Annotated in this window: 19 protein-coding genes and 2 pseudogenes; 1 reads left to right on the top strand and 20 read right to left on the bottom strand. The window is 42.0% G+C overall.

Annotated features, from left to right (window positions below; translation table 11 throughout):
• Nucleotides 1-19 precede the first annotated feature (19 nt).
• From OCV56_RS07460 to OCV56_RS07365, 20 genes and pseudogenes are all read right to left on the bottom strand, one after another.
• Nucleotides 20-436, bottom strand: coding sequence for a VOC family protein (locus OCV56_RS07460; RefSeq protein ID WP_086715624.1), 417 nt, complete (start codon nucleotides 434-436; stop codon nucleotides 20-22).
• Between the two features lie 118 nt (nucleotides 437-554).
• Nucleotides 555-899, bottom strand: coding sequence for a VOC family protein (locus OCV56_RS07455; RefSeq protein ID WP_086715622.1), 345 nt, complete (start codon nucleotides 897-899; stop codon nucleotides 555-557).
• 87 nt (nucleotides 900-986) lie between these two features.
• Entirely contained in the window at nucleotides 987-1,457 is a 471-nt protein-coding gene (locus OCV56_RS07450; RefSeq protein ID WP_086715621.1) for a GNAT family N-acetyltransferase, read from the bottom strand.
• 35 nt (nucleotides 1,458-1,492) lie between these two features.
• Nucleotides 1,493-1,849: a hypothetical protein gene (locus OCV56_RS07445; protein WP_086715619.1), complete on the bottom strand. Its 357-nt coding sequence runs from the start codon at nucleotides 1,847-1,849 to the stop codon at nucleotides 1,493-1,495.
• Between the two features lie 88 nt (nucleotides 1,850-1,937).
• On the bottom strand, nucleotides 1,938-2,372 hold the full coding sequence (locus tag OCV56_RS07440) for a GNAT family N-acetyltransferase (protein WP_086715617.1): 435 nt from the start codon (nucleotides 2,370-2,372) through the stop codon (nucleotides 1,938-1,940).
• A gap of 43 nt (nucleotides 2,373-2,415) precedes the next feature.
• Nucleotides 2,416-2,835, bottom strand: a complete 420-nt coding sequence (locus tag OCV56_RS07435) for a GNAT family N-acetyltransferase (protein WP_086715615.1) — start codon at nucleotides 2,833-2,835, stop codon at nucleotides 2,416-2,418.
• A gap of 32 nt (nucleotides 2,836-2,867) precedes the next feature.
• On the bottom strand, nucleotides 2,868-3,275 hold the full coding sequence (locus OCV56_RS07430; protein ID WP_086715613.1) for a bleomycin resistance protein: 408 nt from the start codon (nucleotides 3,273-3,275) through the stop codon (nucleotides 2,868-2,870).
• A 61-nt stretch (nucleotides 3,276-3,336) separates the two neighbouring features.
• On the bottom strand, nucleotides 3,337-4,254 hold the full coding sequence (locus tag OCV56_RS07425) for a class I SAM-dependent methyltransferase (RefSeq protein WP_086715611.1): 918 nt from the start codon (nucleotides 4,252-4,254) through the stop codon (nucleotides 3,337-3,339).
• A gap of 482 nt (nucleotides 4,255-4,736) precedes the next feature.
• Nucleotides 4,737-5,075, bottom strand: coding sequence for a GFA family protein (locus OCV56_RS07420; RefSeq protein ID WP_086715607.1), 339 nt, complete (start codon nucleotides 5,073-5,075; stop codon nucleotides 4,737-4,739).
• 48 nt (nucleotides 5,076-5,123) lie between these two features.
• Nucleotides 5,124-5,537 carry a nucleotide triphosphate diphosphatase NUDT15 gene (locus OCV56_RS07415; RefSeq protein ID WP_086715605.1) on the bottom strand — a complete coding sequence of 138 codons (414 nt, stop codon included), beginning with the start codon at nucleotides 5,535-5,537 and terminating at the stop codon, nucleotides 5,124-5,126.
• A 122-nt stretch (nucleotides 5,538-5,659) separates the two neighbouring features.
• Nucleotides 5,660-6,013 (bottom strand): tRNA-binding protein, encoded by a 354-nt coding sequence (locus OCV56_RS07410; RefSeq protein ID WP_086715603.1) that lies wholly within the window; start codon nucleotides 6,011-6,013, stop codon nucleotides 5,660-5,662.
• 141 nt (nucleotides 6,014-6,154) lie between these two features.
• Nucleotides 6,155-6,976, bottom strand: coding sequence for an NAD-dependent epimerase/dehydratase family protein (locus OCV56_RS07405; RefSeq protein WP_086715602.1), 822 nt, complete (start codon nucleotides 6,974-6,976; stop codon nucleotides 6,155-6,157).
• 118 nt (nucleotides 6,977-7,094) lie between these two features.
• Nucleotides 7,095-7,201: pseudogene (locus OCV56_RS07400) on the bottom strand (MBL fold metallo-hydrolase); the annotation flags it as partial.
• A gap of 27 nt (nucleotides 7,202-7,228) precedes the next feature.
• A complete protein-coding gene (locus OCV56_RS07395) occupies nucleotides 7,229-7,708 on the bottom strand; it encodes a GNAT family N-acetyltransferase (RefSeq protein WP_086715600.1) in 480 nt (159 codons plus the stop codon).
• Nucleotides 7,709-7,770: 62 nt separating this feature from the next.
• Complete coding sequence (locus tag OCV56_RS07390; protein ID WP_086715598.1) at nucleotides 7,771-8,403, bottom strand: RraA family protein; 633 nt, start codon at nucleotides 8,401-8,403, stop codon at nucleotides 7,771-7,773.
• 2 nt (nucleotides 8,404-8,405) lie between these two features.
• Entirely contained in the window at nucleotides 8,406-8,819 is a 414-nt protein-coding gene (locus OCV56_RS07385; RefSeq protein WP_086715596.1) for a GFA family protein, read from the bottom strand.
• 311 nt (nucleotides 8,820-9,130) lie between these two features.
• Nucleotides 9,131-9,748 carry a LysE family translocator gene (locus OCV56_RS07380; RefSeq protein ID WP_086715592.1) on the bottom strand — a complete coding sequence of 206 codons (618 nt, stop codon included), beginning with the start codon at nucleotides 9,746-9,748 and terminating at the stop codon, nucleotides 9,131-9,133.
• A gap of 140 nt (nucleotides 9,749-9,888) precedes the next feature.
• A complete protein-coding gene (locus OCV56_RS07375) occupies nucleotides 9,889-10,344 on the bottom strand; it encodes a GNAT family N-acetyltransferase (RefSeq protein WP_086715590.1) in 456 nt (151 codons plus the stop codon).
• 93 nt (nucleotides 10,345-10,437) lie between these two features.
• Nucleotides 10,438-10,934, bottom strand: a pseudogene (locus OCV56_RS07370) (DUF2867 domain-containing protein).
• Between the two features lie 572 nt (nucleotides 10,935-11,506).
• Nucleotides 11,507-11,836, bottom strand: a complete 330-nt coding sequence (locus tag OCV56_RS07365; RefSeq protein WP_086715586.1) for a DUF2314 domain-containing protein — start codon at nucleotides 11,834-11,836, stop codon at nucleotides 11,507-11,509.
• Between the two features lie 88 nt (nucleotides 11,837-11,924).
• Here OCV56_RS07365 and OCV56_RS07360 point away from each other — a divergent pair, with 88 nt between their 5' ends.
• Nucleotides 11,925-13,103, top strand: a complete 1,179-nt coding sequence (locus OCV56_RS07360) for an IS110 family RNA-guided transposase (protein ID WP_261901422.1) — start codon at nucleotides 11,925-11,927, stop codon at nucleotides 13,101-13,103.
• Nucleotides 13,104-13,113: the final 10 nt, after the last annotated feature.

Below are 13,113 nucleotides of genomic sequence, written 5' to 3'. Positions count from 1 at the left end.
GGCTTTGAGCTTAGTTTATCTACCTGTTAGCCATTGGATGCTCAGGGTTTAACTGAAGCAGATCCCACAAGTTACCATAGAGGTCTTCAAAAACAGCGACGGTACCATAGTCTTGCTCTTTAGGCTCTCGGACAAAGTTAATGCCCAAAGACGTCATACGTTCGTAGTCACGCCAGAAATCATCGGTGTTTAAGAATAAAAATACGCGCCCACCAGCTTGGTTACCGATAAAATCAAGTTGCTCTGGCTTGGAGGCTCTAGCAAGTAGCAGGCTCACACCAGTTGAGTTTGGTGGAGCAACAACAACCCAACGCTTATCTTCTTCTGGTAGATACGTGTCTTCGATGAGATCAAACTGAAGCTTGTTTACATAGAAATCAAGCGCTTCATCGTAGTCTTTTACCACTAATGCAATGTGGACAATATTCTGTTTCATAACATACCTTGTTGGGATTTTAGCTGAGGGGAATGATGCCATGAAGCCGGTAAAGACACTAGGTGTCGTTCATAAATCGTAGTATCTCGTTGTTCACTATCTAAAGGTTAGACATCACCTACAACTGCCAGAATCCGAGTTCAACGCCACCTTGAATAACAATCGCACACATCCCATGACGTGGTAACTCCATTGGCGGCACCGCTACTTCGGCGCCTAGTTTTTCGGCTGAGTTCACCGCAGACTGAATATCCTCAACCAGCGTGTAATGACGAACAACAGGTTCTTCAGTTTCACGAAGCGGTGCTCGAATACCTATCACCCCACCATTAGATAGCTTTGCAGTGCGCGCCCCACCAAGGTTCACATCAGCATCACTGAACTTCACGTTATAGATCTGAGCGTATGTAGCACAAACGACGTCTACTTCTGGGGTAACAATTTCAAGATATTGAACTTTCATCAAATTTCCTTTTCGTGTCGTTTAAGAATCTCAATCTGCATAAAACCTTACAGGAGTTTCTCGCAACAATTAATCGGTTTAATATCACTAAGCAATTCGACCACGCATGATAAATTGCGGGCCTGCTGCTCCACCTAAATACTGTTCATTAGTATCTTCGAAGCCACCTTTCTTATAACAGTGAAATGCTACGGGATTTTTGCAATTCACGGTTAAGTAAATAGAATCATACGCTGCGTAATTGGCTTTTAAATAAGGAAACAACGCCTTCACCGCCCCTGTTCCCAACCCCTTACCTTGCTGGTTTTTATCAAGCGCAAATGCTCTTAATCCAAGGCTTCCTTGAGGGCAAAATTCATAATGATCTGCATAAGCGATATCTAACTTAAAGAAACCCACTACACCATTATCAAACTTAATCACGTGCAAGTGCGTAGTTTCACTACCGTCTATTAAAAACTCCGCCGCTGTGCCAGCGAACTTAACCTGTTCATCCGCTAGTTGGATGGCCTGAACTAACGCGACATGAGAACCTTCAAGCCTTTCAATAGTTATCATTGTTCTTCCTTTTGTATAACACACACAAAAATCGACTAAAGCTCATCGCTAGTGTCTCGAGAACCGTAGTTTGGGAAGTTGATATTAATAACGTTATCGTCCTCGAGTGTGAATAGAACACTTCCATTCTCTACACCGGTTTCGTTCCTATCCGAACAACCTAGAAACAACTCCCAATCACACGAGTATTGAAGTCGGTATTGATTCGCATTGATGTGCAGAACGTCTTTGATTTTAATACCGTTCACAACATGTGCCATATCATCGATGTATGACAGATCTGGAATTAACTTTTCTTCGAAATCACTCTTATGCTCGCTTAAGAAATTGAGCAGTTCAGAACATAACTCAGGGCCATGAACCAATGGTTTAGACAGATTAGAGAACAACATTTCTAATTACCCCAGAATTGTTTTGATATTGGGTAGGCGCGCGTGAACCTGTGACAAATTCAAGCTACGCCAGCGCGAATCTATAAGGTTAAACGTTACTATTATCCGAGCTATTAAACGAGTACATTCGAACTTCATCTCGAGGAAACCAGCCCAACTTTTCGTAAAACTGTTGAGCGTTGATGTTATCGTTATAGACAAACAAGTGGGTCTTCGGGATACCTAACTCAGCAAGTGCGTTGACCGCCTCAGCGACAAGCTTACAACCTAACTTTTGCCCTCTGAAATTAGCCGAGACAGCTAAGTGCTGCAAATAACCCCGACGTCCATCCGTTCCAACTAACACAGCGCCAATAATCTCGTTGTGACTCTCAGCCACAAAACTCAGACCGGGGTTGCGATCTAAATAGCTCGCAATACTTTCATTAGAATCAGCATCGCGAATACTCATGCCTTCTGTCTGGCACCACAACGCGATCACCGAGTCGTAGTCTGAAATTGCCATCTCCCGAACCTTTACCACTCTACTCTCCTTGTACATACGCGCTTAATAAGTCATTCACTCACTACGTTTTGACGAGCGACTTGGTGAGAAACGATAGCGAGGAATCTACAGGGTAATTTTCTAACACCATCTGGCATTCATACCCTCGTTTCTCATAGAAAGGCTTTGCTTGGAAACTTAATGTATCGACCAGTGACGACGTACATCCTAGTGACTGCGCATACTCTTCAATACGTTCAAGTAGCTCACTGCCAACTTGCTTTCCTCTCATCGAATCATCAACCCAAAGGAATTTAATCAGTAACCAGTTTCCCCAAAGGTCAGCGACAATACCACCGACTTTGTTACCTTCTTCCATCGCATAGTACGCAACTTGAGACTTGGGGATCCCTTCCAAAAACGGAGTGTTGTACTTGATTAATCCACCTCTGACTTCATTTATGTCGTCATCAGAAGGCTCTATATCTAATTGGTATTTCATTGGCTTCCTATCTTTGGATTAACGGCTTATATCTAACGAATATCTTGGCAGAACCTAAAGAGATAACCGTCTGGGGTTTGAACAATGAATTGCTTCTGAGTCGCGATAGAGTCCCCACATTGATAAGACTTTGACTCTAGCGCTAAGTAGATTGAATCGGGGGCACTTTCGTTAACTCTCTGATAAAGTCGCTCGATATCGATAACGTCCCATTGAAAATTAATGCCTCGTCCTAAAGGTAACTCCAGATCACCTGAAAGCCATTTTCGACTTTTCCCCTCAATCCCTTCAAGCATTACATCAACACCATCAAGCGTTAGATAAGCGAACTCCTCATCAGGACGTTCGTATTTCACTTCAAACCCTAACACATCGACAAAGAAGGATTTGCTCACGTTAATATCGAAACAATAAAGCTCTGGTACTACTCGTAATGTCATCACTTTCCGGTCTCATTCTTTTATTGCTGGTTTGTCATCTGGCTTCTATCGATTCGTTCACTTAAGTTACCGTTATATTGGATTCTGCCACGACAAAGTGTTCTAGCTTGAAAATATGATGTTCAGGAATGGCTCTACCTAACGGCGTAAAAAATTCGTCATTTAGGTCGGCCAAGGTCTTATTCTCCGTTAATAAAAAGCCATTGTCAGCCAACAACGTTTTGATCTCTTCAGCGTTGAAGAACGATACCCAAGGTTCACCCACTTTTGCTGATAACTTTTTAATGGTTTCAGCTCGCCAAGCCGCCTTTGGGTACCCTTTACCAAAGCAGGCCTTAGGGTCTGTCTGTAGCCGTTCATCGACATAAGACATAAAGAAAGTAGAACCAACAGACTCAGTAAGCTCCGACAGCTCTTTAATGGTCAAAGCTATCGCGTCTTTGCTTATATATTGCGACACACCTTCTAGGGTGATAATCGTACGCTTCGATTGATCGAACCCCGCCGACAAAAGCTGTTCGGTGAGTGACTGGCAGTTAAAATCAACACCGACATAGGTAACATTGCTCGCGTTAGGCAAATCTTTAGGAAGTTTGGAACGCTTTCGAACTTGGACTTCGGGCTGGTCCACTTCAAAAACCTGCAATGAAGATGGCAGTTCAAGGCGATGAGCTCTCAAGTCATACCCAGCACCTAAAATAACGTATTGATCTGTTCCACTAGCAACACTTTTTTCAACGAGGTCATCGATGAAGCGTGTACGAGAGATTAGGTGTTCATGGAAGCCTGGTGAGAACTTTTGAGTTATCCAAACGCTAAGCTTATGGCCCATCAGCTTGATCAAACTCGCCCCTAAAACAAACCGTTCAGCGTAAGGATCGTTTATTAAACGTTTATCGGGCTTAGCTAATGTTTCAATCAAACGCTGTTTTGCCACGCCTTGCGCTGTGCCATCTTTTTTAAAATGAGAATCACTCATACAGCCCCCTTCAGTAAAAACTTACGCTGTATTATGTCATGGGAAACAAAACACCAACCTAGAACCATAAATCTTGATACATAAACTCAGACTTAGATCCAAAATACCAAAGGCTAAGCATCTTCTTTTTTGGCGAGGGGCTATTACACTACTTTCTTTATTGGCTGACACACTAACAGCACGTAAACCAATGTAAAACTAAGTGCCACGGCACCTAAGGTGCTAAATCCAGCATAATTCGTTGAAATCGAAAACGAGAAAGGGGCAACAAAAAAGTGTGAATAGTAATAAACAGTAAAGGGCTTCAATACTTGAGCGCATTGTTTACATGTCATGGGCTTGGAAGGATGCAACTTCGATTTCTCTTTAACAGAAACCGGCGCTCCACAATTTGGACAATTGAACATCGAACACCTCCTTAATATCACCAAATCTACCATCTAAAGACCTCAAGGCGCAGTGAAAGCACCTCGTTAGTTTACTTAGTTCGCTGAGCCATTGATCTTACGAATAGGAATGCTTTCAAGCACTACATTTTCGGCCATTCTCATGTTCACGGCCAATATATCTGCAGAGCATCTCTCTGTAGTTATATAGTGCGTCAAACATCCACATGACTTGCAGCGATGAAACTCGACTTCTTTATCACCCCAGCAATAAAACTCAGTTTTTGCGATCGAGTTGATTTGAACTTGCTCTGGAGAAAAATACGCCCAAGCGGCAGCATAACGACGACAGATAGAACAATTGCAATCCCCGACCTCTTCTGGAAGGGAGTTCAGGTTTAAACTTACGTTTCCACAGTGACACTTTAATTCCATGTGATTATTCCCTGTATTCCCTTAACCCCAAACTAAGAACCTGTTCGACTATGCTAACTTCCCAAGAATGACCGGATCGCTCAGCAAATTTGTCAGTGGAAGAAACAATCGCTCTGGTAGCTCATCTAGCTTAAACCATTTCCATTGCTTGCATTTATCAGGCTCTGTCACCTGTGGTTCGCCTATAGCGTCAGAAGTAACAACAAACAGCGTTATATAATGCTTGTTCTCTTTCTCAAAAATATCATTGGTAAAAGAGAGCTTCTCAATTGCACTAATAACTAAGCCAGTCTCTTCGAGTGTCTCGCGTTTGGCGCACTCCTCAATGCTTTCACCCCATTCAAGGTGTCCGCCCGGCGTTGCCCAAGTATGAGCCCCGTGAGAACCAATCCGTTCTCCAAGTAGCACACGCCCTTCACGCAGAATAACCGCAGCCACACCCACTCTTACTTCCTGACTCACTCAAAACTCCTTAAGAATGAAGACCCAACTTCAAAATAGACGTTATACATGTCTTCGTTATAACCCTTTACGTTACGATACACGTTATGCCTCATAGCTTGCTGTTCACGTTCATATGCACATTACCCAGCTCTAGCACCATTAGGCATTTCGGTTTCAGGACAAGCTAAGCAAGGCGTCAGTTTGTCTTCATAACCAATATCAAACAGCATACCTTGAGATACTTCACCTGCCATTTTTCTTTCAGGTAAATTCACGACAAACAAAGCTTGCTTACCTTCGATTTCTTTGGGGTTTTCACGCTCTTGTTTTATGCCAGCCAAGATTGAACGCTGATGATCACCAAAGTCGACGGTGAGTTTCATTAGCTTATCTGACTTAGTGACTTCAGAAACCTCTACAATTAACCCGACACGAATATCTAACTTTGCGAAATCATCGAACGTAATCTCATCTTTAATTGGAGTATATTTCATAAACTAGGTCTCTTTGTTTCCAAATCATATAACGTACAACTAAATCACTAACAATGCTGAGGCTGCTTTCAAACTTACCACTAATGCCAAACCGAGTTAAATACCAAGTGTTGTGAATCACGTTTAGATACTTTGTTTTATTTAGATACTCTGTTTTATGTATTCCCCAACCAACTCGGTAGACTCAAACGAAGAGCTAATTGGTAGTTTTAGATTCAGTTTTTCAATCCCTACGGCCATAGAACCATTTTCTGACTCAAACTCTTCCCAACGGATCTTTCTCACTTTTGTTATAGCTTTAGCGGTCAATAAGAGTTGAGCGAACTCTTCAGGACTATAACCTTGAGTCTCTGCAATAAAATGCTGCTTTTCTAAGATTCGGCCTTGCGCCAAACGTAAGTAGAACCGCGCAATGTCATAGACATGAACATATTGGTTAAAGCCTATAGACGGAATCGCTACTTGAATCGTTTGGTTAGGCAAAGAATCGATAATTCGTTTTAACTGACAATCATTACCGCCATAAACCAAACTAGGACAGTAGACTATGTGCCATCGGTTTCGAGCAGCGCTATGTATTGTTTCTACGTCTAACTTAACGGCATCCAACGGCTTCAACCTAAATTGCCTCAAGTCATCGCTAGAGGCGTTGCCGAAGAGCCAGACACCCGATGTATGTATCTTTGTCGCGCCTTTAACAGCAAGTAGGTCTAATTCAGCGAGCAACTTCTGCTCCACATCGACAATTTCATCTGCTGAGAATCGTGACCAATGTGGACGCGCGCAATTCACAACCACATCAAAGTAGTCTTCAAAATCGGCTCTATTTTCTATCAACCCGACCGTAAGAGGTGTGACCATTTTGTCTCTACCGTATGTAAAAACTTCAAAGCCACTTTTTGCGAATAGCGATGTAACATGACGGCCAATATATCCACTAGCCCCTGCAATTAATACTTTCATTCTTTCCCTGAACTTTGTATATATGAAGCCCTAACTTTACTTCTAAGCTAGTACATCACACTTCATTTAAAGCAACGTTTCCATCCATACGAGTTGGAATTAATAACTGAGCCAGTAACAAGATCTTTAGCGATTCGGTTCAATATGCAGTGATAGCCCGCACTCAACGGTCAAATCTTTCCTATTATCCAGTCGAGAGTTATCAACCAGCGTTGTTATCTTCACAGTTCCCTTTTCATATGATCACGAATCTTACATTGCCCAACGGAAATAAGGTCTTTGACCATCCATTCGCTCAACCTCTGCGCCCAACCTTTTGTAGAAATCATGCGCTTTCTTATTGTGTGGACTTGCCGTCCATGAGATGTGAGAGGCGGATGATGACTCTGCTTGTGACTTTAAAGCCAACATAAGTTCACGGCCATACCCTTTTGATCTTTGGTTCCCTGTAACCAATAGGTCGTCAAGCCAGATTGATGGCTCTCCACTGAAAGATGAATATCGATAGTGATACAGTGCGAAGCCAAGAGGCTCACTATTCCATTCCAATATTAAAGCGTGGGCAAATGCGTAATCTCCAAATAGTGTGCGTTCGATTTTCTCTATAGTTGTCGAGATTTCACCGCTAAACCCTTTCATACTTCTGTCAAAATCAGCTTTTTGTTCTATAAACTCTAACAAGACACTTGAGTCTTCTTTCGTCGCAGTCCTTACGATCATTGTCTTCTCCATGGATGAATTGATTCGTTACTGTCTAACGCCTGCCAATGGGCGTAAATGCCGCGCATTACGAATCAACTAGAAGTATTTTCAAATTTTTGTTTCGCAGAAATTACTGCTTGGGCTATTTTAGCTCTATGACTCGTTTCCCACTCAGCGAGCGTTAATGAGGCTTCTTCATTTGCTTTCTTTGAAGCCTTTAAGAACACTTCATCTTTGCTTGATTGAGGAATAACGACAATACCTTCTACATCGGCAACAATGATATCCCCAGAAGAGACCTTTACTCCCCCGCAACAGATTGGCGCTCCCAATTCAGAATAGATCTCTTTCTTTCCCGGCACTGGATGAACACCTTTCGCAAAAACTGGAAACTTCATATTTGAAATTTCATTCAAATCTCGAATAACACCATCAATAATAAAGCCTTTGATACCTCTATTTTTAGCGACTGCGCATACATTACCGCCGGCTACTGCATATTCGCTATCAACGCCATCCACGACAATGATGGAACCCTCGGGAGCTTCGTATATTGCAGAATGAAGCATCAAATTATCACCAGAAGTTAACTGAACAGTAAAAGCTTCTCCAACAATTCGCGGCATGCCCTGCCAAAGAGGACTAATGTTAAAGTTAATAAAATGGTCGTTACTTAAAATATTTCCGTAATCGGTTGTCGCTAATTTAGAAAAGTCTGGCTTCATATTTACTCTCCACTTTCAAAGTGGGCAAATACTTCAGCACCAGTCATATTTTGTGTTTCATTTTTAAATTCGTAGTATTCAGGTTTTTCATCGATGAATATCTGATGAGTTAACTTGTAGTCACCCCCAGGCATCAATAAACCGACAGGAAGGTGATACTGATTATTTGGTACCAAAAAGTAAAACAAGTGAGTACCACATTTACCGCAGAACCCCCTCTCAGCCCAATCAGACGACTTATATCTCACTACATTTGATTCACCTAATATTTTGACTGAGTCAGCGCAATCAATGACTAGCATCGGCCCACCAGACCAATTTCTACACATATTACAATGACAAGCCCCCAGTTCATTACTGGCGTACTCTACTTCCAACTCAACCGAGCCACATAGGCACTTTCCTTTACCTTTCATGAATCCTCCAATCTTTGCAATGTGTGTAAAATGAATAGCAGATAACGCTTTTAATACCAATAAATTGATAAGAAAGGCTATTTTTTGTTTCCCTTCTCCGACAGATACGCGGCATACTTTTTAGAGATCCATTGATGAATATGGAGACCTGTTCTACGGACAAGATACCAATCGATAGCAGCTAGAATCACAAAACCGATTATAGTTCCCATTACAAAACCTCCCCAAATTGAATTGTCACTCTACCGAATAGTTGAGAAAAGCAACGTGAACCTAAACAAACTATTAATACTAGAGGTGGATCATTAGTTTTACTGCTGGCGACTTAGTAACAAGCTTGCTCCAGACATAGCCAAAAAGGTTGCGCAGCTTCTATTGAAGCGCTTGGCCATTTTCGGTTTCGAGAACCACTGCCTCAAATACAGTCCGAATGTTGCATAAATCGAGATTGCGCCCATTTCTAAAATAAGGAACGTGGCTCCTAAAGCGAAGAACTGCTCATTTACGCTAGCCGAAACATCGACAAACTGTGGCAGAAAGGCAGTAAAGATTAAGATAGCCTTTGGATTACCAGCTGCTAACAAAAATTCTTGTTTGGCTAAACCTAGTCGGTTTCGGGTGTTTTCTAGTTCAGAGACAGGACTTGCTTCCGAACGCCAAAGATTAAAGGCAATCCACAACAAATAAGCTGCACCCACAATTTTAATCGTTAGAAATAGAGTTTCAGAAGCATAGAGAATGACGGCTAAGCCTGAAGCAGCCAACGCAATCATTACAGAGAATGCAGCTATTCGACCCAGGCCAGCAATGAAAGCTGACTTGAAACCATAACAACGAGCATTATTCATAGACAATAGGTTGTTTGGACCGGGAGTCATGTTGAGAGCAAAACACGCTGGTATAAAGAACAATAACTTCCAAATTTCCACAATATTTCCTCCATGAAAACTAACGGCCAATTCAGGTGAGCCACGCTACTACGGCACTCAATTTGAATGGCCGTGAACAATAACCCCAACCCAAATGACAAGCGTGGGGAATTACTCTTAAGCAGATTGTAACAAACGGCCTACAACGCGAGTTTAAACCCTTCATGTGTTGCTTTGAATCCAATTTTTTCATAAAACCTGATGGTATCTGTGCGCTGCTTGTCACTTGTTAACTCAACGATTGTACATCCCTTACTTTTTGCAAGTTCGATAGCATGTGCGAACATTTGCTCCCCGAAACCTTGTCCACGATAGTCACTATGGATTCGAACACCTTCGATAAGACCGCGCCAACTACCAATATGAGTCAGGTAAGGAATAAAGGTAATTTGAAGCATCCCGACGAGAGAGCTTTCCTGCTCAACAACAAGCAATTCGTTGTTTGGGTCTCGTACAATTGCTTCGAACGCTTCAAGATACGCACTGTTCAACGGAAGAGATGCATCTTCTCTTTTACTTCCAAGTGGGTCATTTGAAAGCAAAGCAACAAGACTTTCCAAGTCTTCAAAATCAGCTGAACGATATTTTAATTCCATCTATAGATCCTTATTACTTCTTATTATGAACACTCAATTGGAGTGTGATCCACGCTTACACCTTAGCTAAAACGTTGTGTCTTGAACACCTTGTTATGCCAGCCCCAACCTTTTCAAAGAACTAGGGACAATGAGCTTGTGAACTGGAGCAACAAAAAACATGTACACTTTACCAAACGTGTTATGTACATGAACTACCGTGGTTGCGTGCACGATGGTTTTATCGCCAACAACATCCAGCAAAAACGATACTCTTACATCAAGGTGTTTGTCACTGTCCTCTAAAACAATTTCAGTATCACTATTACTGTGTAATGTGAAAATACCGACTCTCTCACCTACGCTAATATTTGCTACATTTTCCGCTGACATAGCATCCTGAAGTCGACCTAAGTGCTTTAAGCCAAACATTGATACGATGCGATTTCTCATTGCCATTAAGAATGAAACCCACGCTGGCGTTTGTTTCGCGATTTCAAGATAGACATCGAGTGCGGTTTGGTTAGTGTTAGGGATTACGCGCGAAAAGCTATCAGCGAAATAAGCCCTTTGGCATACTCAAACAACTCAGAATGTTCTGGAACTGACATGTACTTCTCCCAAGAGGCATAACGCCTTGCTAACTGGCGATAACTTGATACTACTCAACTTAAAATTTGTCCCCAAAACCCTGAAACCGACTTGACTGAAAGTGACCAAGCGTTAGGGGTCCCAGTTAAAGCGATTTATTAGCACAAAGTATAACGATGAGTTTAACTCCAGCCATGAGGCATGCTTTCATTATCTGTGTATTCTGAATCACAAACAGTACACTTGAAGTAAGAGATGTTTGATTTAGAGCTGTTTTAATTGAGTAAGACGCTAAACACAAAATGAAGGATTCTATTCTTTGAATTGCTTTTTTCGGCTTTTTGGACTTCAATCTCTGAACGACTTAATCTTCGATGCATTGTCTTTTGATTGCACTTACTGCAGTGTAGCTCTGTTCCATTATCAGACATATAAACCTTCCTTGTATGAAAATCTCAATCTGTGTGCTATCGCCCAATTAAGTAGCTGACAACTCTACTAATACACTCAAATTCACCACCAAAATAACTAAAGCTAAACCGAGTTGAAAATGCCACGCGTTGACAGTCTGTTTAAATTGCTTGTTTTGTGTTTACTCTTCGTAGATATCAATAATATGCTCAGGACCAAATACGACATCATCTCCGCATTTGAGGCTTACTTTCCCATATGGGTCATTATCTAACGTTCCTATATATAAACCATTATCTAATGATTTAACTTCTACCCACATTCTTTCAATGGAAACCTCGTCCTCGGTTTCAGATTCAAGCATATTAAAGATGAGCTTAACAATCGCTCCTGACTTAATCGAAGATCGAGCATCACGGCTAGGAAGCCAAAAAGTGTCAGGGTTTTCTTTATTAAGCAGTTCTCCATCTTCTAGAAAGTAACCGCCTTTTTCATATGTTGCTATTTCCATACTCCCTCCTTCACATAACGAATGACATGGATTCCCCCTACCGAGGATCTACCACACTTGTGTGGTACTTAAATGCATCGGAGGCACCATGTCTGATTATTCTTATTTCTGCGGTATCGACCTAGCTAAAAACCACTTCAGTCTTCATGCCGTAGACCAAAATGGTAAGGTCATACTTCATAAGTCAGTAACCCGCTCTAAACTACTGACTACAATAGCAAATATGCCACTCATGCGTATAGGCGTCGAAGCGTGTGGTGGTGCACATTATTGGGCAAGAACACTCAATAAACTGGGGCATGACGGCCGTATCATGGCCGTTAAATACGTGGTTCCTTATCGAACTAAAGGGAAGAACGACCTTAATGATGCAGTCGCTATCTGCGAAGCTGTTCAGCGTCCATCAACTCGCTTTGTACCCGTAAAATCCCCCGAGCAACAAGCCATCCTATCGGTACATAGACCTAGACGCGTTGTCATCGAAGCTACGGGCCGACTGGAAATGCCTTTCATATTCGCCTGTGATAAAGCGAAGTTACCCTATGTTATTGCGAACCCATTGCACGTTAAAAGATTTGCAGGGACTATTGGGCGTCGAGCTAAAAATGACCGTCTAGATGCCGCTCTTATTGCCCACTTTGGTGAAGCTATACAACCTAAACTGACACAACTAAAGAGCGAAAACATACGACTAATGAGTGACTTAGTTCCAAGACGTAATCAGTTACTGTCAATGCAAACGATGGAGAAAAACCGACAACAGATTTTACCTCAGAGCCTAGCATCCTCAATTAAACCAATCTTAACTGCCCTCAAAAATCAAATCGCCAAAGTTGAAGAAAAGATATCAAAACTCATCGATACCTGCCCTGAATACCAAGCTAAAAATGAGATACTACAAAGCATGCCAGGGATAGGGAAAATAGCATCAGCCTCAATCATCAGTAATGTTCCTGAACTCGGTTTTATCACCAATAAACAAGCCTCTTCTCTTATAGGCGTCGCTCCAATAACCAGAGAAAGTGGACGTCTCAAAGGCAAGCGGATGATCCAAGGTGGTCGTGCTCAAGTTCGCACAGTTTTATGCATGGCAATGATGTCTGCCATCCAATGTAACACTGTTTTTAAGGCGACTTATGAACGATTACTTGCGGCAGGAAAACCCAAAAAACTAGCTATAGTTGCCTGCATGAGAAAGATGGTTGTGATCTTAAATTCGATGCTAAGAGATGGTGTTATGTGGGATAAGGATAGCGCCAAAAATTAACTATTGACGC

The sequence above is a fragment of the Vibrio gigantis genome (genome assembly GCF_024347515.1).
GTDB lineage: Bacteria > Pseudomonadota > Gammaproteobacteria > Enterobacterales > Vibrionaceae > Vibrio > Vibrio gigantis.
The sequence above is the reverse complement of the archived record's forward strand: the minus strand, read 5'-3'. Positions and strand labels throughout refer to the sequence as shown.